Raw genomic sequence first — 26,199 nt, 5'->3', positions numbered from 1 at the left:
GTCCGGCGCGTCGGTCAAAAGGCCTGACCCAGCGAGACATAAACCGCGACCCGGCTATCGCCGCGCTGCGGGTTGATCGGGGTGCCGACATCCAGGCGGATCGGGCCGAAATTGGAGTAATAGCGCACGCCGAGCCCGGTGCCGAAGCGCAGGCCCGTCAGGCGCGGCAGCGGCGAGGTCGAGATATTGCCCGCGTCGAGGAACGGCACGATGCCGAAATTGCCGAACGCCCGCACCCGCGCCTCGATCGAGAACTCGGCCAGGCTGCGCCCACCGATGGGATCGTTATTGGCATCGCGCGGCCCGATCGCCTGAAATCCGTACCCGCGTACCGACGCGCCCCCGCCGGCATAGAAGCGCCGCGACGGCGCGATCTGGTCGCGCGGCGCGCCCAGGATCGTGCCCAGCCGCGTCCGCGCCGCCAGCACCACCCGCTCGCCAAAGGGGTGGTAGAGGCTGGCGTCGATCTGCGTCCGCGCATAGCCGAAGGCGGCGCCCTGCAACGACAATTCGGGGCTGAGCCGCCCGCCCAGGCGAAAGCCGCGCGTCGGGTTCAGCAGATCGTCCGAGCCATCGTAATTCAGGCTGGTCGGCAGTGCCCCGATGAAGAAGGTCCGCCGGCGCGGTTGCCCGGTCGAGGCGATCACGTCACGCTCGTCCGAGGTCAGCAGCTCGGCGCCCAGCGACCAGGTCCAGGTCTTCTGGAAGAAGATATTGGTCTGCCGCTCCAGATTGCCCGACAGCGACAGCGTCTTGGCATCGAAGGCGTCGCGGATGATGTGCGCGGCGGAGAATTGCGCGGTCAGCACCCGGTCGCGACCGTTGAAATTGTTGCGGCGGAAGACGACCGCGCCCAGCTGTTCGCGCGTGCCCAGCACGCTGCGCAGGGTCAGCGCGCCCTCGGGCGGGAAGAGATTGCGGTCGGTCCAGCTGATCGCGGCGCGCGCGCCCTCGCCCGTACCGTAACCCAGCTCACCCGCGATGGTGTGCTGCGGCGCGGGTTCGAGCGTGACCGCGACATCGACCGTCTCGGGCGTGTTCCCCGGCACCGGCTTGACCTCGACCGACGACACCAGCCCCGTCTGCACCAGCGCGCGGCGAAGATCGTCGAGGCCGGTCGAGTCGTAGGGCTGGCCGGGGCGGAAGCGGGCGATATCCTGGATATGTCCGGCGTCGAACACCCGGTCGTTGGTCGCGACGATCCGGCCATAGCGACGCTCGGTCCCGGGTTGCAGCGCCAGGTCGATCGTCGCGGTGCCGGTCGCATGGTCGACCACGATCTGCGGATCGCCCACCTTGGCGAAGGGAAAGCCCGCCTCGCCGATCGCGGAGGACAGCGCCGCCTGGCCCGCGACGATCCGGTCGGCATCGACCGGGTCGCCGGGCTTGACGCCGAAGGCCTTGGTCAGCTCGCCCGCCTTGTCGCCGGTGGCGGTTACCCCGTCCAGCGTCACATCGGCGAAGCGATAGATCTTGCCGGGCACCGCCTGCAGCACGACGGTCGGCGTATCGCCCGGCTCGATCCGCGTCGCGACCTGCGCGTCGTAATAGCCGGCGCCGCGCAGCAAATTGGTCAGCAGCGCGGCATCCTCGCGCGCACGGCGGTCGAGCTGCGCGGCGTTGGCGGCATCGCGTTCGTTGGCGCTGAGCGTCGATAGCTGGTCGAACCGCTGGCGGACCAGATCGCCGGTGTCGTCGATGCCCTCGATCCGCCAGCGATAGCGTCGCTCGGCCGCCGCATCGACGGTGGCGGCGATGGTCGCGGCGGGATCGGCGGGCGCGGTCGACAGGTCGGGCCAGGCGACGCCGATCTCGGGCAAGGGCGCGAGCGGTGCCGAGGGGTCGAGCATCATCGGATCGTCGAGCGCCTGCCCCGAAGGCGGCGTGGCGGTCGACGGTGCGGCATCCTGTCCGGCGGGCGCGGCCTGGGCCCTGGCGGCCGCCGTCCAGCCGGCGCTCCCCCAAGCCATTGCCATGAAAACGATAGCGGCCACATCGTGCGGCCGCCCGATGCGGACCCTCATGGCCCGATCCCTAGCGACGCGGAACGGTCCGCGACACCCCCAAGCGCGTTCGATTGAACAGATTTGCCGCGCCGGCCGCCGCGATCCGGGGCGGTCGTCGGCGCAAGGTGCCTCAATGGACGGTGTCGAACGCCTCTTCGAGCACCAGCAGGCCGATCAGCCGCTCGATCTGCCGCCAGCGGCAGAAATGGATATGGTTGCCCAGATCACGGCTGCGCCCGGCGCGCGCCGCCGCCTCGCCGCCGGCCGATTCGCCGAATGTCTCGATCATCTCGGACGCGGTCGCCACATCGGTATCGGTCACGAAGGGAACGACATAGCCGCCCGCCTCTCCACCGTCGTCGAACAGGAAATCGTCTGAACCGTACCGCTTCATGCCTCCCCTTAGGCCGGCCTCCGTCGCTTGACCAGTCCCGTTGCGTGTCCCCACCGCCCCGTGCCGGGACGGCTGGCCTGACGCCGCCGGGCATGGCAGGACAGCGCTCATGACCGATCCCGTACAGCCCCGACCGTCCCGCCCGACCTCCAGCGGCGGCGGCATCTTCATCGCCATCGGGATCGTCGGCGGGATCATCGCCGGCCTCGCGACGGGGGAAGTAACGGTGGCGGTGCTCGCCGGCCTGGGCATCGGCATCCTGGCCGCGCTGCTGCTCTGGTGGCGCAACCGCTGATCCGCTGGCCCGTGCGGCGTCAGGCCGGCAGTCGCATCTGCCAGACGACCCGCCCGACCACCATGATCGGCCCGTCGGGCACCGGCGGCGCGGCGGGGTTGTCGCTGGTCGCCACCAGCCCCTGCGGCGTGGCGCAAACGCGCTTGACCATCAACGCGTCGCCGATGCGGATGATGTAGAGACCGCCGCGCGCGCCGGGCCGCGTGTCCTTCTGATCGACGACCAGATGGTCGCCGTCCATCAGCCCCGGCGCCATCGAATCGCCGCGCACCCGAATGACCGAGGCGGTGCCGTCGCTCAGCCCCAGCCGCCGCGCGAGTTGCCGGTCGAGCGCCTCGACCCCGATCATCACATCGTCATCGACCGTCGCTCCCGGTCCCGCCGACGCCGCGACCGCCAGACGCGGCATCAACAACGGCCCGGCCTCCTTCGGCGCGCCCAGCCGCGTCTCGGGCACGCCGAAAAACTCCGCCAGCTGTCGCCGATCGCCTTCCGCCAGGGTTCGTGGCGAGCCGCGATGGACGAATTGCTGGAGATAGGCGTCGTTGCGACCGAGCATGCGCGACAGCGCGGCCAGGCTGACGCCCGCCTGCTCCGCGAGCGCCGGAAGCGCCGTCCTGACATCCTGTCCCATCATGACATCGATATAGGCATAGGATTTTTCCTAGACAAGTTGGAAAATAGAACAGATCAAGAACATGGAAGCGAGAATCGGACAATGGGAGAACGTCCATGGAATTGCTGGTGCTCATCGAGCGCTATCTGAAAACCAGCCACATGCCCGAAACCAAGTTCGGCCGGCTGGCGGTCAACGACCCCAGGCTGGTCGGCGACTTGCGACGCGGGCGCGAGCCGGGGCCGGATACGATCCGGCGGGTGAAGACCTTCATCCTGGAGCATCTGGCATGACCATGATGGAACGCATCGCGCATACGCCGATGCCTGCCGCGCGGCCCCGGCTCCGGTCGAATGACGGGGTCGACCGCCTGACGCGCGTCCTGACCGCCCATGCCGCGCGGGCCGGCTGTGCCGTATCGATCGACATACGGTCGACCGAACCCTGGGCGTCGGCGACCTTCACCGGCACCGTGGCCACCCTGGCGCTGACGTTCACACCGAGCCCGGCCGTGACCCGCTGGCTGGCGGATTTGCCGGAGGCGGACCTGCCGATCGGACGCGACCTGGTCGCGGACATCGCGGTCGTGCCGGCGCCCGGCGACTGTTGCTTATCCGTCCTCATCTGTAACGATGCGGCGAACGGATGCGCGTGAGGGCATTTTTCTCTTGATATGATGTAACACTACGTTAGGCACGGGGCTTCGCCAACCATCGGAGCCCCGTCTTGCTGAAGCCCGCCCTGCTGTCCGGCCTGTCCGCCGCCGCCCTTGTCGTCCCGTTCAGCGCCGCCGTCGCGCAGACCGCGCCACAGCCGACCAATCGTGGCCGCGAGATCGTCGTGACCGCGCCGGTGCTCCAGTCGGAGGCGGATGTGCTGTCGGGCACCTCGATCGTCACCGGCGACGAACTGGTCCGCTCGATCCGCCCGACCATCGGCGAGACGCTGGCACGCCAGCCGGGCGTGTCGGCCACCTCCTTCGGCCCCAATGCCTCGCGCCCGGTGCTGCGCGGTTTCCAGGGTGAGCGTATCCGCGTGCTGACCGACGGCATCGGCTCGATCGACGTGTCGAACACCAGTGTCGACCATGCCGTGGTCATCAATCCCCTCCTCGCCGAGCGGGTCGAGGTGCTGCGCGGCCCCTCCGCCTTGTTGTTCGGATCGTCGGCGGTGGGCGGCGTCGTCAATGTGATCGACAGCCGCATCCCGCGCAGCGTGCCCGAGAATGGCTATCGCCTGTCGGGCATCGCCGGCTATGGCTCGGCCGCCAATGAACGCTCGGTGGCGGGCGCGACCGATGTCGCGATCGGCAAGCAGTTCGTCATCCATGCCGATGGCTCGTACCTGAAGACCGACGACCTGAAGATTGGCGGCTATGTCTTGTCGCGCCGCGCGCGGGCCGAGGCGCTGGCATCGGCGGCGCAGGCGCCCAACGATCCGCTCGACTTCGCCAATACCGCCAATCTGCGCGGTCGCCTGCCCAACACCGCCAGCGAGACCTGGACTGCCGGTGTCGGGGGCGCGTTCATCGCCGACAATGGCTCGCTCGGCGTCTCGTACAGCCATTATGACAGCCTGTACGGCGTGCCGATCCGCTATGCGCTGACCCCCGGTGGTGAGGAACCGGAGGCCCCGCGCCTCAGCCTGGTTCAGAACCGCGTCGATCTGCGTGGCGAGATCGAGACCGGCGGCGGCTTCCTCGAGCGCATCCGCCTGCGCGCCGGCATGGCCGATTACCGCCATTTCGAGCTGGAAGAGGATGGCGAGGTCGGCACCGCCTTCTACAACAAGGGTATCGAGGGCCGGCTCGAGCTGGTCCAGGCCAAGCGTGACGGCTGGCAGGGCGCGTCGGGCGTGCAGTTCTTCAACCGCGACTTCGACGTGCAGGGCGAAGAAGCCTTCCTGCCGCGCAACAATACTGCGCAGGTCGGCCTGTTCACCCTGCAACAGCTGGATCGCGGCGCGTTCAAGATGGAGGCGGGCGCCCGTTATGAGCATACCTCGCTGACCGCGCGCACCGCCGTCACCGACGACCGCTTCTTCCGGGGGCAGCGAAGCTTCGACGCCTTTTCGGGATCGATCGGCGCCAGCTATGGCTTCGCCCCCGACTGGCGCGCGGGCCTGAACCTGTCTCGTACCGAGCGCGCGCCGTCCGCCGAGGAGCTGTTCGCCAACGGCCCCCATGCCGGGACCGAGGCCTATGAGCTGGGCAATCCCGACTTCCGCAAGGAAACCAGCTGGGGCATCGAGGCCACGCTGCACGGGCATGGCGAGGGCTATAGCTTCGACGCCTCGGCCTATTACAACCGCTTCTCCAACTATATCTATGACGCGTTCGTGCCGGCCGCCGCGTGCGTGAATGCCGCCGCGCCCTCGGGCCGCGATGTCGACCTGCCCTGCTTCCAATATGCGCAGGCCGATGCCCGCTATTACGGGATCGAGGCGGAGGGGTCGCTGCGCCTCGCCACCATCGGCACCTATGCGATCAACGCCGACCTGCTGGGCGATTATGTCAACGCCCAGATCCTGAACAACGGTCCAGCGCCGCGCATCCCGCCGCTGCGTCTGCTGGGCGGACTGGAAGCGCAGTCGGACCGCGTGAACGCGCGCGTCGAGGTCGAGCGCAGCTTCAAGCAGAGCCGCGTCATGGGTCTGGAGACGCCGACCGACGGCTTCACCCTGGTCAACGCCTCGGTCCAGCTGAAGCCTTGGGGGCCGCTGAACCCGACGACGTTGACGCTGTCGGCGAACAACATCTTCGACGTCGATGCGCGCCGCCATGCCAGCGTGTTGAAGGAATTCGCGCCGCTCTCGGGCCGCGATCTGCGCGCGACGCTCAGCTTCAAGCTCTGACGCCCCCTCGGTCTGCGTCGGGTGACTGGTCCCCTTCCGCTCTGGCGGGAGGGGGCCTTTTTTGTCATCCGCGATCGGGCTTGCGCCGTCGCGGCGCGGTGATAGCCTCCGGGGCGGGCATCTGAGGGGGAGTAGAGGATGACGAAGACGTGGTGGCTGGCGGCCATGGTACTGGGGGCCGGTGCAGGCGCGGCCGAGGCCAAGGATACGACGCCTTGCCCCAAGGACCTGATTTGCGCCAGCGATCCCAACAGCGTCGGCGGCGCGATGATGCGTGCCGGCTATCAGGGGCTGGTCGACACCGATGGCGAGGGCGATCCGATGATCGTCAGCTCGGCCGCCGGATACAAGTTCAATATCTATTTTTATGACTGCGAGGCGCACAAGCAATGCGCCTCGCTGCAATTCTCGATGCGGCTGACCCCGTCCGAGCGGCGCGACCTGAACTTCGTCAACACATGGAACAGCGAGAAGCGTTTCGCCCAGCTCGCGTTGATGAAGGACGGCGATCTGCGGCTGACGCACGACATGTCGACGGTGGGCGGCATCACCCGCGCCAACTTCACCGATGTCGTCGAATGGTGGTCCTCGACGATGGGCACGCTGGAGACCTTTCTGAAGGCCAATCCGCCGGCAGAGCCCCAGACGACGCCCATGCGCACCGTGCCCGCGCCGCCGGTCAAGACGACGACCTGACCAGCCCGGCGGGGGTGGACAAAGCCGCCCGCCTTGCCGAGAAGCGGCGGACATAAGGAGAGAATTCCATGTCCCTGATGGGCAAGTTCGACTGGGCGGACCCGTTCCTGCTCGACGACCAGCTGAGCGATGACGAGCGGATGATCCGCGACACCGCGCGCGCCTATGCCGATGACCGGCTCGCCCCGCGCATCGTCGAGGCCTTTGCGCACGAACATACCGATCCCGAGATATTCCGCGAGATGGGGCAGCTTGGGCTGCTCGGCTCGACGATCCCGGAGGCGTTCGGCGGCGTCGGCGCGTCCTATGTCGCCTATGGTCTGATCGCGCGCGAGGTCGAACGGATCGACAGCGGATACCGCTCGATGATGAGCGTGCAGTCCAGCCTCGTCATGTATCCCATCCACGCCTATGGCTCGGACGAACAGAAGCATCGCTATCTGCCCCGGCTGGCCAGCGGCGAATGGATCGGCTGTTTCGGCCTGACCGAACCCGATGCCGGCTCCGATCCCGGCGGCATGCGCACGACCGCGAAAAAGGTCGATGGCGGATACGTCCTGTCGGGCGCCAAGACCTGGATCTCCAATTCGCCGATCGCCGATGTCTTCGTGATCTGGGCCAAGTCGGACGCGCACGGTGGCGCGATCCGGGGCTTCGTGCTGGAAAAGGGCATGAAGGGCCTGTCCGCGCCCAAGATCGAGAACAAGCTGTCCCTGCGCGCGTCGATCACCGGCATGGTGATGATGGACGAGGTCGCGGTCGGCGAGGAGGCGCTGCTGCCGCATGTCGAGGGGCTGAAGGGGCCGTTCGGCTGTCTCAACCGCGCCCGCTACGGCATCAGCTGGGGCGCGATGGGCGCGGCGGAATTCTGCTTCCACGCCGCGCGCCAATATGGCCTCGACCGCAAGCAGTTCGACCGCCCGCTGGCCGCGACGCAGCTGTTCCAGAAGAAGCTGGCCGATATGGAGACCGAGATCGCGTTGGGGCTTCAGGCCTCGTTGCGCGTCGGCCGGCTGATGGACGAAGGCCGGTTCGCGCCCGAGATGATCTCGATCGTCAAGCGCAACAATGTCGGCAAGGCGCTCGACATCGCGCGGGCCTCGCGCGACATGCATGGCGGCAACGGTATTTCGGGCGAATATCAGGTGATGCGCCACCTGATGAACCTGGAGACGGTCAACACCTATGAAGGCGCCGCCGACGTCCATGCGCTGATCCTCGGCCGCGCCATCACCGGGATCGCGGCGTTTTGAGCCAGTCCCTATTCCTCCCCATCCCCGATGGGGAGGGGGACCGCGCCCGAAGGACGTGGTGGAGGGGCATGGCGGGTCCGTCCAGCCCCTCCACCATCGCTGACGCGATGGTCCCCCTCCCCAAGCATAGCTTGGGGAGGAATGGATGACCAAAGCCGCGCCCCTCGCCGGCCTCAAGGTCGTCGAACTCGCCCGTATCCTCGCCGGTCCCTGGGCGGGGCAGGTGCTGGCCGATCTCGGCGCGGAGGTGGTGAAGGTCGAAAGCCCGGAGGGTGACGATACCCGCCGCTGGGGACCTCCCTTCATCGCCAATCCGGACGGCAGCCAGGATGCCGCCTATTTCCACGCCGCCAATCGCGGCAAGTCCTCGGTCGTCGCCGACTTCGCGACCCCCGCGGGGCAGGCCAGGGTCCGCGCGCTGATCGCCGATGCCGATGTCGTGATCGAGAATTTCAAGCTTGGCGGCCTCGCCCGCTACGGCCTGGACTATGACAGCCTGTCGGCGATCAACCCGCGCCTGATCTACTGCTCGATCACCGGCTTCGGGCAGGACGGCCCCTATGCCGCCCGCGCCGGATATGATTTCATCGTCCAGGGGATGAGCGGCATCATGGACCTGACCGGCGAGCCCGGTGGCGCGCCGCAGAAGATCGGCGTAGCACTCGCCGACATCATGACCGGCCTCTATGCCGTGATCGCGATCCAGGCCGCGCTGCATATGCGCGGGCGGACCAGGCGCGGACAGCATATCGACATGGCGCTGCTCGACACGATGACGGGCGTGCTGGCCAATCAGGCGATGAACTATCTCGCCTCGGGCACGACGCCCAGCCGGCTGGGCAATGCGCATCCCAATATCGTGCCCTATGCCGCCTTTCCCGCCAGCGATGGCTGGTTCATTCTGGCGGTGGGCAATGACGCGCAGTTCCGCCGCTTCGCGCATGTGGTCGGCATCGACGGCGACGATCCGCTCCATGCGACCAATGCCTTGCGCTGCGAACATCGCGCGACGCTCACCCCGATGATCGAATCCGCCACTGCCCGCTGGCCGCGTGACGAACTGCTCGCGGCGCTGGAGGCGGCGGGCGTTCCGGCGGGGCCGATCAACACGGTCGAACAGGCCTTTGCCGACCCGCAGGTGCTCGCACGCGGCCTCGCCATCCAGCCTGAGCGCCCCGATGGCTCCACCGTGCCGGGCGTACGCACCCCGATCCGCTTTTCCGACGCCGACCTTACGCTCGACCGCGCCGCGCCGATGCTCGGGCGGTAGCTCTGTGCCCCGGCATCGACTAAGCGCTGCCCCAGGATGACCAGCCTCACCGTCAACAACCAGCCCGTCCGCTATCGCCTGCCGCCCGACACGCCGCTGCTCTGGGCGCTGCGCGACGCGTCCAATCTGACCGGCACCAAATATGGCTGCGGCACCGGCGATTGCGGTGCGTGCACGGTCGACATCGACGGCCGCGCCGTCCGCAGCTGTCAGGTGCCGATCGGCCGGATCGAGGGCAGCGTCGTCACCACGATCGAGGGACTGTCCCGCGACCGCTCGCACCCCGTGCAGCAAGCGTTCCTGGCCGCCAATGTCAGCCAGTGCGGCTATTGCATCCCCGGCATGGTGATGGCCGCCGCCGCGCTGATCCAGAAACATCCCGATCCGTCCGAAGAGCTGATCCGCGCCCAGATCACCAATCTGTGCCGCTGCGGCATCTATCCGCGCCTGGTCGAGGCGATCCAGCGCGCCGCGCGGGCGCAGCGGGGCGAGGAGACGATCCCCGGCGCGCCCCTGCCCGGCACCGATCCCGCCGATGCCCCGCGCACGGTGCCGGCGCTGGTCCCCGGCGCGATGGCGCAAGACGGCCGCTGACACGATTCTTTCACTTGGCTGACAGTCGGGTTCAGCATCCACTCAACACGCGCATGGCAGGGTTCACCGCATGATCGGAGCCGGCATGTGCGCCGGCGCATGGGGTAAGTGGGTATGAAGAAGCATTGGATGGCGGTCCTGCTCGCGGCGTCGGCGGCAGTGGCACCGGGGATCGCCATGGCGCAGGACATCATGATGGATCGGGGGCCACGCGGCGGCCCCGAAGGGCGCCCCGGACCCGGTGGCCCCGGCGGCCCGCGCCCCGGTGGCCAGTTGGAGCGCAGCGAAGGTCGCCCGATCTTCAACGACCGCGAGGCGTTTCCTGAAAACCGTCCCGCCTATCGCCCCGACCATGCCGAGGCGCCCCCGCCGCCCGCCCCCGAGCGGCGTCCCGATGGTCCCGGCCGCTGGGCGGATCGTGGCGAGGCGCGCCCCGATGGTCCCCGCCCCGACGACCGACGCCCCGGCCGCGAAGAGTGGCGTCGTGACGACCGCCAGCCCGGCCAGTGGCGTGGCCAGCCCCGCCCCGAGGGTCAGTGGCGCGACCAGCAATGGCGCCGCGATCAGGGGCCCGACCGGCGCTGGCGCGAGGACGAACGGCGACGGCGCGAGGATCGCGATCGCTGGCGGCGCAACTATGGCGACTGGCGCGACCAGGACCATCAGGCCTACGGTTTCGCCGAGCGTCGCAACTGGGCGAACCAATGGGATCGCGGCTGGCGGCGGGATCGCCGCTATGACTGGCTGGGGTGGCGCTCGCTCAATCGCGGTGCCTATCACCTGCCACGCTATTACGGCCCGCAGGGCGGCTATGGCTATGAGCGCTTCTCCAGCGGCGTGATCCTCGAGCCGATGCTGTTCGGCCGGACCTATTGGCTGACCGACCCATATGCCTATCGCCTGCCGCCGACCTACGGCCCCTATCGCTGGGTCCGATACTATAACGACGCGGTGCTGGTCGACACGCGCAGCGGGCTGGTCGTCGACATCGTCTACGACATTTTCTGGTAAGGCCGGGCGGGAGGGGGTTCGCCCCCTCCCCTCTTGTCTTTATCGGCGCTACGTCGCACATCCGGCCCATGTCGTTCTTTTCGAGGAAGCCCAAGGGCAACCCCGCCGCCTCCCCCGCCCGCGCCCGGTTCGGGGTTAGCGTGCCCCAGCATCTGGACGCCAACCCGGCGGTGACGCGCGTCGCGACCGATGCGGCGCAGATCTATTATCAGGCCGATTTCCTGACACCGGCACAGTGCGACGCGCTGATCGCGATGATCGACGCCAATCGTCGCCCCTCGACCCTGCTGTCCGACCGACCCGATTACGGTTTCCGCACCTCGGAGAGTTGCGACATGAACCGCTGGTCGCCCGATGTGCAGCCGATCGACGAATCGATCGCCCGCCTGCTCGGCATCCCCCCCGAACAGGGCGAGACGATGCAGGGCCAGCGTTACGCCCCCGGTCAGCAATTCCGCGCGCATCACGACTATTTCCATGAAACGGAAAGCTATTGGGAAAAGGTCAAGGTGCATGGCGGCCAGCGCACCTGGACCGCGATGATCTATCTGAACGATGTGCCCGAGGGGGGTGCGACCTGGTTCCCGCAGGCCGGCATCCGCGTCGCGCCGCGCCGGGGCCTGCTGCTCGCCTGGAACAACATGCTGCTCGACGGCAGTCCGAACGACGCCACGCTGCATGAAGGCATGCCGGTGGTCGAGGGCGTCAAGTATGTCATCACCAAATGGTTTCGCGAAGGCAATTGGGTGAGCTGAGTATCTGGGGGGGCCGCCCCTCTTGCCCCGCCTCCGGCCGGCATGGCATGGCGTTCGCGTGACGTTCCTGCCCATCGCTGTCCGCCCATGACCGACGTCCTCGGCATCGCGCAATCCATTCTCGGCCAGCCCTGGCGCTGGCGTGCTTTGTCCGCCGACGCCCGCGACGGGCTGGGCCATGACGATCTGGTCACCCAGCTGCTGCTCGCGCGCGGATGCCCTCCGGAGGCGGTCGAAGAGCATAAGCAGCCCTCGATCCGCAGCTTCATGCCCGACCCCTCGATCTTCCGCGACATGGACCGCGCCGCCGAACGGCTGGCCGATGCGGTGATCGCGGGCGAGCCGGTGGCGATCTTCGGCGATTATGACGTCGATGGCGCGACCTCCTCGGCGCTGATGGTGCGGCTGCTGCGGTCGCTCGGCCTGTCGCCCCGCGCCTATATCCCCGACCGCCTGACCGAGGGCTATGGCCCGACCGAGGCGGCGCTGCTCCGGCTCCAGGCCGAGGGGGCGAACCTGATCGTCACCGTCGATTGCGGCGCGCAGGCGTTCGAACCGCTCGCCGCCGCCCATGCCGCCGGGATCGAGGTGATGGTCGTCGATCATCACAAATGCGCGACCCAGCTTCCGCTGGCCCATGCGGTGGTGAACCCCAATCGCCTGGACGAGGGGGAAGGTGCGGCGCATGGCCATCTGGCTGCCGTCGGCGTGTGCTTCCTGCTCGGCGCGGCGCTGATCCGCACGCTGCGCCAGCGCGGCTTCTTCGCCGATCGGCCCGAGCCGCGCCTGCTCGACCTGCTCGACCTCGTCGCGCTGGGCACCGTCGCCGATGTCGCGCCGCTGAAGGGGCTCAACCGTGCCTTCGTCGCGCAGGGGCTGAAGGTGATGGCGCAGCGCCGCAATATCGGGCTGGCCGCGCTGACCGAAGCGGCGCGGCTGACCCGTGCGCCGACCTGCTCCGACCTAGGCTTCGCGCTCGGCCCGCGCATCAATGCGGGCGGACGGGTCGGCCAGGCCGACCTGGGCGTCCGGCTGCTGACCACCGAGGACCCGGCCGAGGCGCGCGCCATCGCCGAGGAGCTCAACCATTTCAACGACGAACGCCGCGCAATCGAGGCCGGTGTACAGGCCACCGCCGAGGCGACTGCGGATCGCGGCCGCCAGGTCGTGCTGGTGTCCGGCGAGGGATGGCACCCCGGCGTCATCGGCATCGTCGCCGGGCGCCTGAAGGAAAAGCTGGACCGCCCCGCCATCGTCATCGCCGTCGACGAGCATGGCATCGGCAAGGGCTCAGGCCGCTCGATCACCGGCGTCGATCTGGGCGCGGCGATCCTGGCCGCCAAGGAACATGGCCTGCTGATCGCCGGCGGTGGCCATGCGATGGCGGCCGGCCTGACCGTCGCCGCCGACCGCATTGCCGAACTGGCCGATTTCCTGGAGGAAAGGCTGGCGGAGGCCGTCGTCCGAGCCAGCGCGGGCCGCGCGCTGCTGGTCGATGCGGTACTGGCCCCCGGCGGCGTCAATCCGGCGCTGGTCGGGTCGATGGAGGCCGGCGGCCCATACGGCATGGGCTGGCCCGCCCCCCGGATCGCCGCCGGCCCGTTCCGCGTCATCCGCGCCGATCTAGTCGGCACCAACCATGTCCGCGCGATCGTCGCCGGGGCCGATGGCCGCAGCCTGAAGGCCATGGCCTTCCGCCACGCCGAAACCGCTCTGGGCCAAGCGCTGCTCGCCGCCGGCAGCACCCGCCGCCTGTGGCTGGCCGGCCGCGCGAAGATCGACGACTGGTCGGGCCGCGACGTCGCCGAACTCCATATCGAAGACGCCGCATGGGCCGACTAAAAAAAGCGCTTGACGGTTTCGCCACCCTCCCTTAGAGGCCCCTCCACGCCACCCGGCGGCCCCTTCGTCTAGCGGTTAGGACGCGGCCCTTTCACGGCTGAAACACGGGTTCGATTCCCGTAGGGGTCACCATTACAAGCCTATCAATGGCTTAGATGGTGACGATTCGAGAAAATCTCGTATCAAGATCTCATCCTTTTGTTCTGGTTTAACCTCCTTCGCCGCTACGATCGGCGGATGGACATACCGGCCCGCGATCCCACGTAGAGCCGCGACGCGCAAATTCTTGCGCTCAATCTAATCGAACAAAATTAATTGGTCCGCCAGGGAAGCATCGCCGTTGCGGAACTGTCCCACCTTCTAAGCAAGTTGCGCCCCCCGCCCCCCCGAAGCGATAGGCCGCCCGCCGCCGACGTTCCTGCATCGATCGCGGTCGCGACCCGTTGCGCCAGTCAGGCAAGATCTTGGTCGAAGGAATCGGTCATCATCTATCCATTGCGTAAAAACGGTGGCCACCCCTCATTGGTTGGATAGGATCAGCATATGGACATGGCCACGCTTCGCAACATTGCCGCTTTTGCCCCTATCCTATCAGAACCGGATTTCGTGACGGGCGCATGGACCGAACCCCGGCGATCCTCCGAAGGGGTTATCACCATGCCCTGGTTCCACTTCTCCGACCCCGCCGCCGCCTTCGTCACTGCGATCGCCAGGGAGGATGTCGCCGCCCATTACCTCAGGCCCGTGGATGACGAGGCCCGTTCCACGGCCATGCACATGATCGAGCATCCCCCGGCCATCGCCAATGCCAGCGTCGAACAGATCGGCTGGATATTGACCTATCTGTTACGGGCGGACCGCTTCGTGGAGGGATCGCTGGCCCAAGCGTTCGGCAAGGGCCTGATGCGCGCCATCGCGCAACGTGCGGCCATTCTCGGCAATGTCGAGCGGACATAACGAAAGCCCCGCTAAAGCAGATTGGCCTAGTGGAGTTTTTAATGCGCACCAAGGTCAGCGAGTACATTCGGATAGATCGTCAGCCGGCCGAGGCCGCGATAGACATCAGTCGGGGTGATGTACCCCCCCTCAATCTCGATGACGATCGCAGCCCCCCGCATATAAGCGGCACCGTCGACTTCGCAGTTCGCGGCATGCCACGGCTTTCGCAGCGCGATGCCGAAGACAAAGCCGAAACCCCGCGATATGAGCCGGCGATGGCCCGGCTGCTCCTGTTCAATAAACCCTTCGGGGTCTTGTCCCAATTCACCGATCGCGGGTCGCCCACGGTGCGATCGACCTTGTCGGACTTCATCGCCGTGAAGGGCGTCTACCCCGCCGGGCGGCTCGATCGGGACAGCGAAGGTCTGCTGCTGCTCTGCGATGACGGTAGACTGCAGGCGCGCATCGCCGATCCCCGCTTCAAAATGCCCAAGACCTATCTCGTTCAGGTCGAAGGCGATCCGCAGGAAGCAGAGCTGGCCCGCTTGCGGCAGGGCGTGCTGCTCAAGGACGGCATGACCCTGCCCGCCGAGGTGCTGCGGATCGACGCGCCCGACCTGTGGCTGCGCGATCCGCCCATCCGGCAGCGCAAGCTCATTCCCGACAACTGGCTGAGGATCACCATTCGCGAAGGCCGCAATCGGCAGGTTCGGCGGATGACGGCAGCGGTCGGCTTGCCGACCCTCAGGCTCGTCCGCTGGTCGATCGGTGACTGGTCCGTCGCCGGGATCGCGCCGGGGGAGTTCGAGGAGGTGTCCACTTCGGCACGCGGTTTGCAGCGGCCCGCATGACCGATGGCTCCGCTCGACGGCATCGCGGTTCAGGATCGTCCCTGTTGCCGCCACCCCCAAAAGCTGGTTTGAGACGTCGCACAAAGGGCCTTGACGGTCATCGCCCGGCGCCCTTGTCCTCCACCGCGTGCAAAAGCCAATCGGCAGGTTTTTGAATTTCCATGAATTATCGCCACTCCTTCCATGCCGGCAACAGTGCCGATGTCGTGAAGCACAGCCTGCTGATCGCGCTTATCCGCGCCCTGCAGCAGAAGCCGGGCGCCTTGACGCTGATCGACACCCATGCCGGCTGCGGCCTCTACGATCTGGGCGGCGAACAGGCCCAGCGCACCGGTGAGGCCGTGCACGGCGTAGTGCGGGCCTTTGCCGATGCGAACCCCCTGCTGGACGACTATCGCGCCGCCGTGCGCGCGGTGAATGTCGGGTCGGAGCCGCAGCTCTATCCCGGCTCGCCACAATTCCTGGCGCAGCTTCTGCGCCCGCAGGACGTGCTGATCCTCAACGAAAAGCATCCCGAGGACGCCCGCACCTTGCGCGGTGCGATGCGCGGCACGCCCGCCGCCGTGCACGAGCGCGATGCCTATGAGCTTTGGCTGGCGATGCTGCCGACCCGGACGCCGCGCGGCGTGGTGGTGGTCGATCCGCCCTATGAACAGACCGACGAGCGCGCGCGCATCGCCACCACGCTCGCCGCGGCGCATCGCAAATGGGCGCATGGCGTGACGGTCATCTGGTATCCGCTGAAAGACCGAGAAACCCATGAGCGTTGGAAGCACCAGCTGCACCGGCTCGGCATCCCGAAATTCCTCTCGGTCGAGCATTGGCTGTACGATGCCGATCAGCCCGGCATCTATAACGGCGCGGGCCTGTTCATCGTCAATCCGCCCTATGCCTTCACGCAAGCGCTACCGCCCCTGTTGGAGGCCCTCCGCGCCGCCTTGGCACCGGAAGGGCATCGCGGCGAGATCACGGCGGACTGGCTGAACGGCTGAAAGCTCAGCCGGATCGACATTCAGGCCGTCTTCCCTTCTTTCCGTCTCTTGCAGGGACAGAATCAAAAAGGGCGGCGAGCCGAAGCCCACCGCCCTTTCCAAAACCTAGAAGCAGACGATCAGGCCGTCACCGCCCCGTGGCAATGCTTGTACTTCAGCCCCGAGCCGCAGGGGCACGGCGCATTGCGGTTCACGCGGCCTTCCCACTGCGCCGGATCGGTGCCCAGGTCCGCACCTTCCGGCTGCGGGATCTGCATCGGCGGCATCTGCGGCTGGAGCAGACCGCGTGCGGCGGCATCCCAGTCGTTGGTGTTGTCCTCACCGGTGAACGGATCGAAGTGCGAGGTGATGAAGTCCGGCAGTTCGGGCAGTTCCGGCGGCGCCTGAAGCTGAAACTGGGCATAGGCGATGGTGCGCGTCACATCCTCGCGGATATTGTCGAGCATCCGCTGGAACAGCGAAAACGCCTCGTGCTTATACTCGTTGATCGGCGTCTTTTGCGCATAGGCGCGCAGATGGACGACCTGGCGCAGCGCGTCGAGCGTCGCCAGATGCTCTTTCCAGTGATGGTCCAGATTCTGGAGCAGGATCGACTTCTCGACACTGGTCCAGGTTTCGGGTTCCAGTTCCTTGGCCTTGGCCTCGACCATCGCATCGGCCTCGGCCGTCACGCGTTCCAGCACGATCTCGGGATCGATCGCTTCCTCGGTCAGCCAGTCGCCGATCGGCGGATCGAGGTTCAGCAGGTCCTTCAGCTGCTGCTTCATGCCCGCGACATCCCACTGCTCGGGATAGCTGTTGGGCGGGCAAGCCGTGCCGACGATCGCGTTCACCGTCTCGGCGCGCATGTCGGCGACGACCTCGCCCACCGTCTCGGCATCCATGATGTCGGCGCGCTGTTCGTAGATGACCTTGCGCTGGTCATTCATCACGTCGTCATATTCGACGACCTGCTTGCGGATGTCGTAGTTGCGCGCCTCGACCTTCTTCTGCGCGGTCTCGATCGCCTTGGTCAGCCACTTGCTGCCGATCGCCTCGCCATCCTCGATATTGCTGCGCATCATCTTGGCGAACAGCGTGTCCGGCCCGAAGATACGGAGCAGGTCGTCGTCGAGGCTGAGGTAGAAGCGCGACAGGCCCGGATCGCCCTGACGGCCCGAACGACCGCGCAGCTGGTTGTCGATGCGGCGGCTCTCGTGCCGCTCGGTGCCCAGCACGAACAGGCCGCCGGCTTCCAGCACCTTCTGCTTTTCCTCCGCGATCTCGGCGCGGATGCGCGTCGCCGCCGCCTCATATTCAGGCGTGCCCTCGACCAGATCGGGATGTTCGTCGAGCATGCGGAACTCCAGGTTGCCGCCGAGCTGAATGTCGGTGCCGCGACCCGCCATGTTGGTCGCGATCGTCACCGCGCTGAGGCGGCCGGCCTGCGCCACGATATGCGCTTCCATCTCGTGATAGCGCGCGTTCAACACCTTGTGTGGGACGCCCTCCTGGGTGAGGAATTCGCTCAGCAGTTCGGACTTCTCGATCGAGACGGTGCCGACCAGCACCGGCTGGCCCTTGGCGGCGTGGTCGCGGATCTTCTTGGCGATCGCCAGGAACTTGTCCTGGGTGTTTTTGTAGAACTCGTCCTCCTCGTCGACGCGCGCGATCGGCAGGTTCGTCGGGATGGTGACGACGTTGATCTTGTAGATGTCGTAGAATTCCCCCGCCTCGGTGGCGGCAGTGCCGGTCATGCCCGAAATCTTCGGGTACATGCGGAAATAATTCTGGAAGGTGATCGAGGCCATGGTCTGGTTCTCGGGCTCGATATTGACGCCCTCCTTCGCCTCGACCGCCTGGTGAAGCCCTTCCGACCAGCGACGCCCGTCCATCATGCGGCCGGTGAACTCGTCGATGATGATGACCTTGCCGTCCTTCACGATATAGTCGGTGTCGCGCTTGAACATCATGTTCGCGCGCAGCGCCTGGTTCAGGTGGTGGACGACCTGGGTATTCTCGAAATCGTAGAGATTTTCGCCCTGAAGCAGCCCGGCGGCCTCCAGCAGACGCTCGGCGCGCTCGGTGCCGTCCTCGGTCAGGATGATCGACTTCTGCTTCTCGTCCTTCTCGTAATCGTCCGAGGTCAGCTGCTTCACGATCGCATCGACACCGATATACAGCTCGGACTTGTCGTCGGTCGGGCCCGAAATGATAAGCGGCGTGCGCGCCTCGTCGATCAGGATCGAGTCGACCTCGTCGACGATCGCGTAGTTGAAGGGGCGCTGCACCATCGATGAGCGCTCATACTTCATATTGTCGCGAAGATAGTCGAAGCCGAACTCGTTGTTCGTGCCGTACGTGATGTCGGCATCATAGGCCGCGCGGCGCTGGCCATCGTCGAGGTTCGGAATGATGGTGCCGGTGGTCAGGCCCAGGAAATTGTACACTCGGCCCATGGTCGCGGCGTCGCGGCTGGCCAGATAGTCGTTGACGGTGACGACGTGCACGCCCTTGCCGGGCAGCGCGTTGAGATAGGTGGCGAGCGTGGCGACCAGCGTCTTGCCCTCACCCGTACGCATCTCGGCAATTTCGCCGCGATGGAGCACGATGCCGCCGATCATCTGCACGTCATAGTGACGCTGGCCGAGCACGCGCTTGGCGGCTTCGCGGACGGTGGCGAAGGCTTCGGGCAGCAGGCTGTCGAGCGTCGCGCCGTTCGCCAGTTGCTCGCGGAACTTGACCGTCTGCGCGGCGAGCTGTTCGTCGGTCATCGCCTGCATCTCGGGCTCGAACGCGGCAATCTTGGCGACGGTCGGCTTGAGCGACTTGACGTAGCGGTCGTTGGACGAACCGAACAGGGACTTGGCGAGGCCGCCGAACATAAGCGATTTCCTGACTGAAATATCGTGAGATGGGCGCAGCGCCGGTCGAAGCGAGGCGCGCGCAATCGAAATGGACTGGGGAATGGGGTCGGCCGATCGCCGACGCCTGTGCCTATTCGCGCCGTCGGCCCATGAACGGCGCCACGATCGGGCGCGGCATCGCCGCCAGGAACAGATCGCCGGGACGGGCACTGTCGATCAGGCTGGCGAGCGGCTGCACCGGCCGGGTCGCGGCGCGCGCGACGGCGGCCTGCTTGGCGGCGGCGGCGATGCTGCACTCGGCAACGACCCCCCGCGCCTCCTGCCCACGCGCCGCCGATCCCACGCCGGTCAGCGCGGATAGAAGGGCGGAAAGGAGCAGAAGCAGGTTCATGCGAGGCTTGTCTTAGGCAGATACGCGCGGCGCGTCCATCCGTTGCAGCAACCTGCCAAATGGATGGCGTCAATCGCCATTCGCAAACATCCAACGCACCCTTGGCGACCGGTAGACGCCCGCCACCGCCCGCCCCTTTCGATCTCTGGCTGGATCAAATCGCGCCTTCTCGAGCATCAAGCGGCACGTTGATTGGTCCAGAAGCGCCTCGTCACTGCTTTGTAATACGACGCAACGACGAGGTTCGCCGGTGTTATCGACCAGCACCGCAACTCGAACACGCCCCCGCATGGGGGAGCGGGACTCTGTTATCTCGGTTCGAAATATTTCGGAAGGATCGGTTATCAATCGCGGCGTCGAGGCACTGGCTTTCGACAAACTCGCCGAAGGAGCTGAATGGCTCGGCCCCTGTCTCGGAACGGCAATGGCGTTCAATGTCGGTGCAAGGGTGAGGGCGCATGTTCCTGCAATGGCCAACCAACCAATCCGAACGCCAAGCCTCACCAGCCCACTTCGCCACATATTCCGCATTACATAGTGCAGTTCGAGGCGGCCTAATAGACCGCCGGAAGCGCTTGCCCCCGGTCCATGGTGGGCTATGTAGCTTGCCCTCATGAGCAATGCCACCTCGCCCCTCGCCCACCCCTTTCCCGCCCTGCCCGCGATCGACGGCGTGACGCTGCGCGTTGCCCGCGCGCGATACAAGAATTGGGAGCGCACCGACCTCACCTTCGTGACGCTGCCCGAGGGGACAAGCGTCGCGGGCGTGCTGACCACCAGCAAATGCCCCAGCCCGGAGGTCGAATGGTGCCGTCAGGCGCTGGTCCTGGGGCAGGCGCGCGCGCTGGTCGTCAATGCGGGCAACTCCAACGCCTTTACCGGCCATCGGGGCCGCGCCGCCGTCGAGGCGATCGCCGCGCGCACCGCCGCCGCGATGGAGTGCCAGCCCTCGGACGTGTTCGTCGCCTCGACCGGCGTGATCGGCGTGCCGCTGCCCATCGACAAGGCTGAAGCGGGCCTCGACGCCGCCTTCACCGCCGAGCCGTGCGGTTGGGAAGACGCCGCCGCGACGATCATGACCACCGACACCTTCGCCAAGGGCGCGACGACGACTGCCGTGGTCGATGGCCGCACGGTGACGCTGGCCGGGATCATCAAGGGCTCGGGCATGATCGCGCCCGACATGGCGACGATGCTCGGCTTCATCTTCACCGATGCCGCCGTCGCGCCGGAGTTCCTGCAACGCGCGCTCGGCGCCGCCAATGGGCGCAGCTTTTCGTGCATCACGGTCGATGGCGACACCTCGACAAGCGATACGGTGCTGGCCTTCGCGACCGGCACGGCAGGCAATGCGCCGCTGGTCGATGACGACAGCGACGGGGCGGACGCCTTCCGCGCGGCGCTCGCCGATCTGTGCCATCAATTGGCGCTGCTGGTCGTTCGCGACGGCGAGGGCGCGACCAAGCTGATCGAGATCCGGGTCGAGGGCGCGGAGAGCGACCGCTCGGCGCATCGCATCGCCATGTCGATCGCCAATTCGCCGCTGGTGAAAACCGCGATTGCGGGCGAGGACGCCAATTGGGGCCGTGTCGTCATGGCGGTCGGCAAGGCGGGCGAACCGGCCGAGCGCGACAAGCTGTCGATCCGCTTCGGTGAGACGCTGGTGGCCAAGGAGGGCCTGGCGGTGGAGGGCTACGACGAGGCCCCCGTCGCCGCGCATCTGAAGGGACAGGAGATCGCGGTCGGCGTAGACCTGGGCCTGGGCGACGGTGTCGCAACGGTTTGGACCTGCGACCTGACCCACGGCTATATCTCAATCAACGCCGATTATCGGAGCTGAGACGCATGCTGACCATCTGGGGCCGGATCAACTCGCATAACGTCAAGAAGGTCGTCTGGCTGGCCGAGGAAATGGGGCTGACCTATGACCGGCGCGATGTCGGCGGGCCGTTCGGGATGGACGCGGGCTATCGCGCGCTCAATCCCAACGCGCTGATCCCGACGATCGAGGATGATGGCTTCGTTCTCTGGGAGTCGAACAGCATCCTGCGCTATCTGGCGGCCAACCATGGCGGCGAAGCCTTTTACCCGGCCGATCCGCAGGCGCGAGCCTCGGTCGAGCGGTGGATGGACTGGGGCTTCACCTGGGCCGATGCGATCCGGCCGATCTTCTTTCAGATGGTGCGGACCGAGGCCGACAAGCGCGACACGGGGTTAATCGAGCGGAGCGTCGCGCGGGCGGCGGGGCTGTCGGCGATCCTCGACGATATGCTGGGGCGGCAGGACTGGCTGTCGGGCGATGCGTTCGGGATCGGGGATATTCCCGTTGCCGCCTATGCAAATACCTGGTTCCAGCTGCCGGTCGAGCGACCGTCACGGCCGAATTTGGAGCGCTGGTATGCGGCGCTTCGCGAGCGGGCGCCGTTTCGCGATGTGGTGATGATTCCGTTGAGTTGAGCGATCATGGGCGGCGGTCTCTGCGAGGCCCGGTACCCTCCCCCATCCCCTCCCGCTTGCGGGAGGGGCGTGCGCGGATCAGACGTCGCCCCAAAATAAAAGCCCCTCCCGCTTGCGGGAAGGGCATGCCAAGCGGTGCGACTTGGCTCCATCGCCGCCCCCTTCATCCTCCCCTCCCGCAGGCGGGAGGGGATCGAGGGGAGGGCACGGTGTCTCACCGAGACCCTCGATGCCTTACAGCGCACCCTCGAGCCAAGCCTTGATCCGGCCCTTCGGCTCGGCGCCGACCTTGGTCGCGGCGGCGTTGCCGCCCTTGAACAGGATCATCGTCGGGATGCCGCGCACGCCATACCGACCGGGGGCGTCGGGATTGTCGTCGATGTTCAGCTTGGCGATCGTCACCTGCTCGCCCAGTTCCTCGGACAGTTCCTCCAGCGACGGGCCGATCATCTTGCACGGTCCGCACCATTCGGCCCAGAAATCGACCAGCACCGGCTTGTCGGAGTTCAGGACGTCCGCTTCGAAGCTAGCGTCGGTGATCTGCTTGGTTGCCATGTTCGTTTCTCCTTGATCGCGTACATCTAGGTCGCGCGCTCCGGTCGCTCAACCACCAAGTGGCAAGCTTTGCTCCCCGTCGCGAAAGCCGGGCTTGTGCGCGGCCAGAACCGTGTCGGGCACGGGGATCAGGCGCGGGCCGGCGGTATAGAGCAACGCCACGGATACGCGCCGGCCGGGGAAGATGACCTCCAGCGCGGCGGCATAGCCCGCCATCTGCGCCAGATGGAACACCGGCACGTCCTCGATCCCGTTCGGTGCGCGCCGCCCGGTCTTGTAATCGATCAACCGGACCTCGTGCGGTCCGATCAGCAACCGGTCGACCCGGCCCGACACCACCAGCCCGCTGTCCAGCGTCGCCGCGATCGGCGCCTCGGCCAGCGATCCCGGCCCGAACAGCTCGGCATAGGCCGGGTCGTCGAGGATACCGAACACCGCCTCGCTGACGTCGGCGCGCAGAGCGGCATCCTCGACCCCGGCGGCCTGCGTCAGCCAGCGCTCGGCCGCCCCCCGCCGCGCCTCGGGCGCCACCGGGGGCAGGCGTTCGAGCAGACAATGGATCAGCCGCCCGCGCTCGGCCGCCGCGCGCATCGCCGGGGTGGGCGGCGGATCGGCCACCAGGTCCTCGCCCAGCGACGAGGGTGCCAGGGGACGCGGCGGACGCGACTCCTGCGGCGCGGGGCGGTGAATCCAGTCGGGCAAGGGCGTATCCGCGCCGGCCAGGGCACGGGGTGCGGCTACGCCGGCGCGCGGTGCGACCGGCTCCTGCGGCGCCACGCCATGGAAGGTCCGCGACTGGCCATCGCCCGGCTCAGTTTCCGGAACATTCAGCGCCGTCATGGCGCGCGCGCAGGCGGCGTACCAGCTATGCATCGGCGGCACGCCCGCCGCCCGCTTGCCCAGTGCGCCGGCGACCACCAGCTGTTCCTCCGCCCGCGTCGCGGCGACGTAGAAGAGCCGCCAATGCTCGGCGAGTTCGCGCGCGGCGATCTCGGCGGCCACCGCATCGAGCGGCCCGCCCCGTTCGTCCGCGCGCGGCGGAAAGACCGGGATGGGCAGCGCCCCCGGCTCGGGCGTCCAACGCAGGATTGACCTTGGCGAGGCGGTCGGATCGGCGGTGGCGTCGGCCAGGATGACCAGAGGCGCCTGCAACCCCTTCGATCCATGCGCGGTCATCACCCGTACCGCGTCGAGCGGCGCGGAGGGATCGCGCACGATCTCGACATCGCCGCGATCGAACCAGTCGAGAAACCGCTGGAGCGACGGCGTCGTCGTGCTCTCAAAGGTCAGCGCGGCATTCAGCAGTTCCTCGATCGGATCGCGCGCCTCGGTCCCCAGCCGGCGGATCAGCTTGCGCCGCCCGTCGAGCGGCCCCGACAGCAGCTCCTCCAAGAACTGATAGGGCGTGAACACATCGGCGCGCCCCAGCATCTGCCGCAAGGGCGCCAGATCATCGGCGGGAAGATTGCGCGTCAGATGCGCCCAGAGCGATCCGCGCTCGCGGTGCCCGGCCTCCATCAGCCGCTCCTGCGACCAGCCGATCAGCGGCGACACCAGCAGCGAGGCCAGCGACAGGTCGTCCTCGGGTTGCAGCACGAAGCGGATCGCCGCCAGCAGGTCCTGCACCGCCAGCGGCGCGTTCAGCCGCAGCCGGTCGACGCCAGCGACCGGCACCCCCTCGGCATAGAGCCGCGCGACGATCAGCGAAGCGAGATCGCCGCGCCGCTTGACCAGGATCATGATGTCCTGCGGCTCCAGCCGGCGGCCCTTGCTCTCCAGCATCAGCCCGTCGTCAAGCCAACGGCGAACGGCGCGCGCGATGTCGGTCGCGACCTTGCGCACCGCATCATCGATCCAGCCTTCCTCGTCCTCGTCGCTGCCCCCCGCCACGACCGGCGGCCACAGCGTGACGCGACCGGGGCCCCTCACCTCGCTGGCGTGGCGTTCGACCTCACCGGCCAGCCCCATGCCCGGTTCCCCCAACGCCTCGACCGCCGCATCGACGAATTCCAGGATCGGGCGCGTCGAGCGGAAGCTGTGCGTCAGCGACAGGCGGTTGAACGGCAGGCCGCGTTCCTCGGTGGGCCAATCCTCGGTCCCTGCGACCTCCAGCGCGCGGCGGTGGAAATGCTGCTCCGCCGCCTGGAAATTGATCGGGTCGGTGCCCTGAAAGCCGAAGATCGCCTGCTTGTAATCGCCGACGGTGAACAGCGTGCGGGTCGAGGGGGCATAGAGCCCCCGGCCGACGAAGAACTCATCGGCCAGCGCACGGACGATCAGCCATTGGTTGAGATTGGTGTCCTGCGCCTCGTCGATCAGGACATGCTCGGTCACCTGATCGAGCTTGTAGCGCACCCATTCGCCGATGCCCGGACGCTGGAGAAGATCGACCGTAACGCGGATCAGATCGTCGAAATCGACCGCCCCGATCGCGCGCTTGGCCTGACCATAGGCGCGGGCATAGTCGCGCCCGACACTCAGGCCATCGGCCAGCAGGTCCGCATGGCGCGCGCGCGCGGCGAGGCTCAGCAGATAGCGGCAGGCTTCGCCCACCTCGCTCGCCATATCCTCATAATCGGGGTCGGCATCGACCAGCTTCTTGGACGCCTTGCGCGGCTCGCCCTTCGCCGTGAAGACCGTGCTCATCAGGTCTTCGAGCAGCGCGACCCGCCCCGCCCGGTCGCTGGCCAGCCAGCGCTCCATCGCGGCGGCGGCCTTTTCGCCGGTCGCAGTGCCCCACGCCCGATTGGCCCCCGCCAGCCGGGCGACGGCGTCCTCGTCGATGTCCTCGACGCCCTCGGCGATCGCCTCGTCGATGTCGCCCGAGGGAAGGTCGAGCGCCCGGCGGAGCCATGGCCCGATGCCGCTAGGCAAGGTCTCCAGCGCGGCCGGCGCACGCGCGCAGGCGGCGAGGAACGCCTCCGCCCCGCCCTCGCCCAGCCGCAGCGACAGCGCGCCGACCGTCTCGACCGGGCCGACACGGCCTTCGCGCTCGGCCATTTCCAGCATGCGGGCCAGCGCCTCGCGCGCCAGCACCGCCTCCTCGCGCGCTTCCAAGGGGCGAAAGCCGGGGGCCAGCCCCGCCTCGACCGGGAAGGCCGCGAGCAGCCCCTGGCAGAAGCCGTGAATGGTTTGGATACGTAGCCCGCCGCCCGGCGCGTCGAGCACGCGCGCGAACAATGTGCGCGCGCGTTCGCGCAATTCGGGACCGGCGGTCTCGCCCAGCGCCCTCAGGTCGGCGAACAGCTCGGTTTCGGGCATCCGCACCCAGGCGGCGAGCCGGCCATTGATCCGCTGCGCCATTTCGGCGGCGCCCGCCTTGGTGAAGGTCAGGCACAGGATCGACTCGGGCGCGACGCCGCGCAGCAGCAGGCGGAACACGCGCGCGGCCAGCACCTGCGTCTTGCCGGTGCCGGCCGAGGCGGACAACCAGACATGCGCGGTCGGGTCGCTGGCGGCGGCCTGATCGCCCTTCAGCGGGGGCAGGTTGGCCATGGGACGGGCGCTCATGCGGTGTGCTCCGGGCGGGGGGCGGGGCGTGCGCTTCGACTTCGCTCAGCGTGAACGGAGGTGGTGGCGAGTA

Annotated in this window: 24 protein-coding genes and 1 tRNA gene; 17 read left to right on the top strand and 8 right to left on the bottom strand. The window is 67.5% G+C overall.

The window, feature by feature from the left end:
* Nucleotides 1-14: 14 nt before the first annotated feature.
* Together GGR48_RS12285 and GGR48_RS12280 are read right to left on the bottom strand one after the other, a co-directional pair.
* On the bottom strand, nt 15-1,976 hold the full coding sequence (locus tag GGR48_RS12285; protein WP_240456049.1) for an autotransporter assembly complex protein TamA: 1,962 nt from the start codon (nt 1,974-1,976) through the stop codon (nt 15-17).
* Between the two features lie 160 nt (nt 1,977-2,136).
* Nucleotides 2,137-2,400, bottom strand: a complete 264-nt coding sequence (locus tag GGR48_RS12280; protein WP_183952223.1) for a hypothetical protein — start codon at nt 2,398-2,400, stop codon at nt 2,137-2,139.
* A gap of 109 nt (nt 2,401-2,509) precedes the next feature.
* On the opposite strand from GGR48_RS12280, the gene GGR48_RS12275 reads away from it, so the two are divergent.
* Nucleotides 2,510-2,695: a hypothetical protein gene (locus tag GGR48_RS12275; RefSeq protein WP_183952177.1), complete on the top strand. Its 186-nt coding sequence runs from the start codon at nt 2,510-2,512 to the stop codon at nt 2,693-2,695.
* Nucleotides 2,696-2,714: 19 nt separating this feature from the next.
* Here the strand turns inward: GGR48_RS12275 and GGR48_RS12270 are convergent, their stop codons facing one another.
* Nucleotides 2,715-3,332 carry a S24 family peptidase gene (locus tag GGR48_RS12270; RefSeq protein ID WP_183952176.1) on the bottom strand — a complete coding sequence of 206 codons (618 nt, stop codon included), beginning with the start codon at nt 3,330-3,332 and terminating at the stop codon, nt 2,715-2,717.
* Between the two features lie 95 nt (nt 3,333-3,427).
* Here GGR48_RS12270 and GGR48_RS12265 point away from each other — a divergent pair, with 95 nt between their 5' ends.
* The 14 genes from GGR48_RS12265 (at nt 3,428) to GGR48_RS12200 (ending at nt 16,367) form a co-directional block, all read left to right on the top strand.
* The gene (locus tag GGR48_RS12265; RefSeq protein ID WP_183952175.1) at nt 3,428-3,604 is read left to right on the top strand and encodes a hypothetical protein; all 177 of its coding nucleotides are present in this window, start codon (nt 3,428-3,430) and stop codon (nt 3,602-3,604) included.
* Nucleotides 3,601-3,966: a hypothetical protein gene (locus tag GGR48_RS12260; RefSeq protein WP_183952174.1), complete on the top strand. Its 366-nt coding sequence runs from the start codon at nt 3,601-3,603 to the stop codon at nt 3,964-3,966. Before GGR48_RS12265 ends, GGR48_RS12260 begins: the two co-directional genes overlap by 4 nt.
* A gap of 71 nt (nt 3,967-4,037) precedes the next feature.
* On the top strand, nt 4,038-6,164 hold the full coding sequence (locus GGR48_RS12255; protein ID WP_183952173.1) for a TonB-dependent receptor: 2,127 nt from the start codon (nt 4,038-4,040) through the stop codon (nt 6,162-6,164).
* Between the two features lie 138 nt (nt 6,165-6,302).
* A complete protein-coding gene (locus GGR48_RS12250; RefSeq protein ID WP_183952172.1) occupies nt 6,303-6,860 on the top strand; it encodes a YbjN domain-containing protein in 558 nt (185 codons plus the stop codon).
* A gap of 68 nt (nt 6,861-6,928) precedes the next feature.
* Nucleotides 6,929-8,113: an acyl-CoA dehydrogenase gene (locus tag GGR48_RS12245; RefSeq protein ID WP_183952171.1), complete on the top strand. Its 1,185-nt coding sequence runs from the start codon at nt 6,929-6,931 to the stop codon at nt 8,111-8,113.
* A 145-nt stretch (nt 8,114-8,258) separates the two neighbouring features.
* Complete coding sequence (locus GGR48_RS12240) at nt 8,259-9,383, top strand: CaiB/BaiF CoA transferase family protein (RefSeq protein ID WP_183952170.1); 1,125 nt, start codon at nt 8,259-8,261, stop codon at nt 9,381-9,383.
* 36 nt (nt 9,384-9,419) lie between these two features.
* Nucleotides 9,420-9,977 (top strand): (2Fe-2S)-binding protein, encoded by a 558-nt coding sequence (locus GGR48_RS12235; protein ID WP_183952169.1) that lies wholly within the window; start codon nt 9,420-9,422, stop codon nt 9,975-9,977.
* Nucleotides 9,978-10,091: 114 nt separating this feature from the next.
* Nucleotides 10,092-10,988, top strand: a complete 897-nt coding sequence (locus tag GGR48_RS12230; RefSeq protein ID WP_240456050.1) for an RcnB family protein — start codon at nt 10,092-10,094, stop codon at nt 10,986-10,988.
* A gap of 68 nt (nt 10,989-11,056) precedes the next feature.
* Entirely contained in the window at nt 11,057-11,743 is a 687-nt protein-coding gene (locus tag GGR48_RS12225; RefSeq protein WP_183952168.1) for a prolyl hydroxylase family protein, read from the top strand.
* Nucleotides 11,744-11,830: 87 nt separating this feature from the next.
* Entirely contained in the window at nt 11,831-13,585 is a 1,755-nt protein-coding gene (recJ, locus tag GGR48_RS12220; protein WP_183952167.1) for a single-stranded-DNA-specific exonuclease RecJ, read from the top strand.
* A gap of 57 nt (nt 13,586-13,642) precedes the next feature.
* Nucleotides 13,643-13,717, top strand: a tRNA-Glu gene (locus GGR48_RS12215).
* 411 nt (nt 13,718-14,128) lie between these two features.
* Nucleotides 14,129-14,542 (top strand): DUF6508 domain-containing protein, encoded by a 414-nt coding sequence (locus GGR48_RS12210; protein WP_183952166.1) that lies wholly within the window; start codon nt 14,129-14,131, stop codon nt 14,540-14,542.
* A 257-nt stretch (nt 14,543-14,799) separates the two neighbouring features.
* Nucleotides 14,800-15,375 carry a pseudouridine synthase gene (locus GGR48_RS12205; protein WP_183952216.1) on the top strand — a complete coding sequence of 192 codons (576 nt, stop codon included), beginning with the start codon at nt 14,800-14,802 and terminating at the stop codon, nt 15,373-15,375.
* A 161-nt stretch (nt 15,376-15,536) separates the two neighbouring features.
* Nucleotides 15,537-16,367, top strand: coding sequence for a 23S rRNA (adenine(2030)-N(6))-methyltransferase RlmJ (locus tag GGR48_RS12200; RefSeq protein WP_183952165.1), 831 nt, complete (start codon nt 15,537-15,539; stop codon nt 16,365-16,367).
* 119 nt (nt 16,368-16,486) lie between these two features.
* Here the strand turns inward: GGR48_RS12200 and secA are convergent, their stop codons facing one another.
* From secA to GGR48_RS18435, 3 genes are all read right to left on the bottom strand, one after another.
* A complete protein-coding gene (gene secA, locus GGR48_RS12195; protein ID WP_183952164.1) occupies nt 16,487-19,231 on the bottom strand; it encodes a preprotein translocase subunit SecA in 2,745 nt (914 codons plus the stop codon).
* 112 nt (nt 19,232-19,343) lie between these two features.
* The gene (locus tag GGR48_RS12190) at nt 19,344-19,604 is read right to left on the bottom strand and encodes a hypothetical protein (protein ID WP_183952222.1); all 261 of its coding nucleotides are present in this window, start codon (nt 19,602-19,604) and stop codon (nt 19,344-19,346) included.
* A gap of 69 nt (nt 19,605-19,673) precedes the next feature.
* Nucleotides 19,674-19,895 carry a TonB family protein gene (locus GGR48_RS18435; protein WP_425326506.1) on the bottom strand — a complete coding sequence of 74 codons (222 nt, stop codon included), beginning with the start codon at nt 19,893-19,895 and terminating at the stop codon, nt 19,674-19,676.
* Between the two features lie 322 nt (nt 19,896-20,217).
* On the opposite strand from GGR48_RS18435, the gene argJ reads away from it, so the two are divergent.
* Both argJ and GGR48_RS12175 read left to right on the top strand, forming a co-directional pair.
* A complete protein-coding gene (gene argJ, locus GGR48_RS12180) occupies nt 20,218-21,444 on the top strand; it encodes a bifunctional glutamate N-acetyltransferase/amino-acid acetyltransferase ArgJ (RefSeq protein ID WP_183952162.1) in 1,227 nt (408 codons plus the stop codon).
* 5 nt (nt 21,445-21,449) lie between these two features.
* Nucleotides 21,450-22,061 (top strand): glutathione S-transferase family protein, encoded by a 612-nt coding sequence (locus GGR48_RS12175; protein ID WP_183952161.1) that lies wholly within the window; start codon nt 21,450-21,452, stop codon nt 22,059-22,061.
* Nucleotides 22,062-22,295: 234 nt separating this feature from the next.
* Here GGR48_RS12175 and trxA read toward each other — a convergent pair whose 3' ends face one another.
* Nucleotides 22,296-22,616: a thioredoxin gene (trxA, locus tag GGR48_RS12170; RefSeq protein WP_183952160.1), complete on the bottom strand. Its 321-nt coding sequence runs from the start codon at nt 22,614-22,616 to the stop codon at nt 22,296-22,298.
* 48 nt (nt 22,617-22,664) lie between these two features.
* On the bottom strand, nt 22,665-26,126 hold the full coding sequence (gene addA / locus GGR48_RS12165; RefSeq protein WP_183952159.1) for a double-strand break repair helicase AddA: 3,462 nt from the start codon (nt 26,124-26,126) through the stop codon (nt 22,665-22,667).
* Between the last annotated feature and the right edge of the window lie 73 nt (nt 26,127-26,199).

This window comes from Sphingomonas pseudosanguinis, from assembly GCF_014196255.1.
GTDB lineage: Bacteria > Pseudomonadota > Alphaproteobacteria > Sphingomonadales > Sphingomonadaceae > Sphingomonas > Sphingomonas pseudosanguinis.
Note: the sequence above shows the minus strand (reverse complement) of the source record. Positions and strands in the feature narration are given on the sequence as shown.

What these genes read in the sequence shown, in the direction of transcription:
- GGR48_RS12285 (WP_240456049.1), bottom strand. Translation starts at nt 1,976, where the DNA reads ATGGCAATGGCTTGGGGGAGCGCCGGCTGGACGGCGGCCGCCAGGGCC.
- GGR48_RS12280 (WP_183952223.1), bottom strand. Translation starts at nt 2,400, where the DNA reads ATGAAGCGGTACGGTTCAGACGATTTCCTGTTCGACGACGGTGGAGAG.
- GGR48_RS12275 (WP_183952177.1), top strand. Translation starts at nt 2,510, where the DNA reads ATGACCGATCCCGTACAGCCCCGACCGTCCCGCCCGACCTCCAGCGGC.
- GGR48_RS12270 (WP_183952176.1), bottom strand. Translation starts at nt 3,332, where the DNA reads ATGATGGGACAGGATGTCAGGACGGCGCTTCCGGCGCTCGCGGAGCAG.
- GGR48_RS12265 (WP_183952175.1), top strand. Translation starts at nt 3,428, where the DNA reads ATGGAATTGCTGGTGCTCATCGAGCGCTATCTGAAAACCAGCCACATG.
- GGR48_RS12260 (WP_183952174.1), top strand. Translation starts at nt 3,601, where the DNA reads ATGACCATGATGGAACGCATCGCGCATACGCCGATGCCTGCCGCGCGG.
- GGR48_RS12250 (WP_183952172.1), top strand. Translation starts at nt 6,303, where the DNA reads ATGACGAAGACGTGGTGGCTGGCGGCCATGGTACTGGGGGCCGGTGCA.
- GGR48_RS12245 (WP_183952171.1), top strand. Translation starts at nt 6,929, where the DNA reads ATGTCCCTGATGGGCAAGTTCGACTGGGCGGACCCGTTCCTGCTCGAC.
- GGR48_RS12240 (WP_183952170.1), top strand. Translation starts at nt 8,259, where the DNA reads ATGACCAAAGCCGCGCCCCTCGCCGGCCTCAAGGTCGTCGAACTCGCC.
- GGR48_RS12235 (WP_183952169.1), top strand. Translation starts at nt 9,420, where the DNA reads ATGACCAGCCTCACCGTCAACAACCAGCCCGTCCGCTATCGCCTGCCG.
- GGR48_RS12230 (WP_240456050.1), top strand. Translation starts at nt 10,092, where the DNA reads ATGAAGAAGCATTGGATGGCGGTCCTGCTCGCGGCGTCGGCGGCAGTG.
- GGR48_RS12225 (WP_183952168.1), top strand. Translation starts at nt 11,057, where the DNA reads ATGTCGTTCTTTTCGAGGAAGCCCAAGGGCAACCCCGCCGCCTCCCCC.
- recJ (WP_183952167.1), top strand. Translation starts at nt 11,831, where the DNA reads ATGACCGACGTCCTCGGCATCGCGCAATCCATTCTCGGCCAGCCCTGG.
- GGR48_RS12210 (WP_183952166.1), top strand. Translation starts at nt 14,129, where the DNA reads ATGGACATGGCCACGCTTCGCAACATTGCCGCTTTTGCCCCTATCCTA.
- GGR48_RS12205 (WP_183952216.1), top strand. Translation starts at nt 14,800, where the DNA reads ATGGCCCGGCTGCTCCTGTTCAATAAACCCTTCGGGGTCTTGTCCCAA.
- GGR48_RS12200 (WP_183952165.1), top strand. Translation starts at nt 15,537, where the DNA reads ATGAATTATCGCCACTCCTTCCATGCCGGCAACAGTGCCGATGTCGTG.
- secA (WP_183952164.1), bottom strand. Translation starts at nt 19,231, where the DNA reads ATGTTCGGCGGCCTCGCCAAGTCCCTGTTCGGTTCGTCCAACGACCGC.
- GGR48_RS12190 (WP_183952222.1), bottom strand. Translation starts at nt 19,604, where the DNA reads ATGAACCTGCTTCTGCTCCTTTCCGCCCTTCTATCCGCGCTGACCGGC.
- GGR48_RS18435 (WP_425326506.1), bottom strand. Translation starts at nt 19,895, where the DNA reads ATGCGGGGGCGTGTTCGAGTTGCGGTGCTGGTCGATAACACCGGCGAA.
- argJ (WP_183952162.1), top strand. Translation starts at nt 20,218, where the DNA reads ATGAGCAATGCCACCTCGCCCCTCGCCCACCCCTTTCCCGCCCTGCCC.
- GGR48_RS12175 (WP_183952161.1), top strand. Translation starts at nt 21,450, where the DNA reads ATGCTGACCATCTGGGGCCGGATCAACTCGCATAACGTCAAGAAGGTC.
- trxA (WP_183952160.1), bottom strand. Translation starts at nt 22,616, where the DNA reads ATGGCAACCAAGCAGATCACCGACGCTAGCTTCGAAGCGGACGTCCTG.
- addA (WP_183952159.1), bottom strand. Translation starts at nt 26,126, where the DNA reads ATGAGCGCCCGTCCCATGGCCAACCTGCCCCCGCTGAAGGGCGATCAG.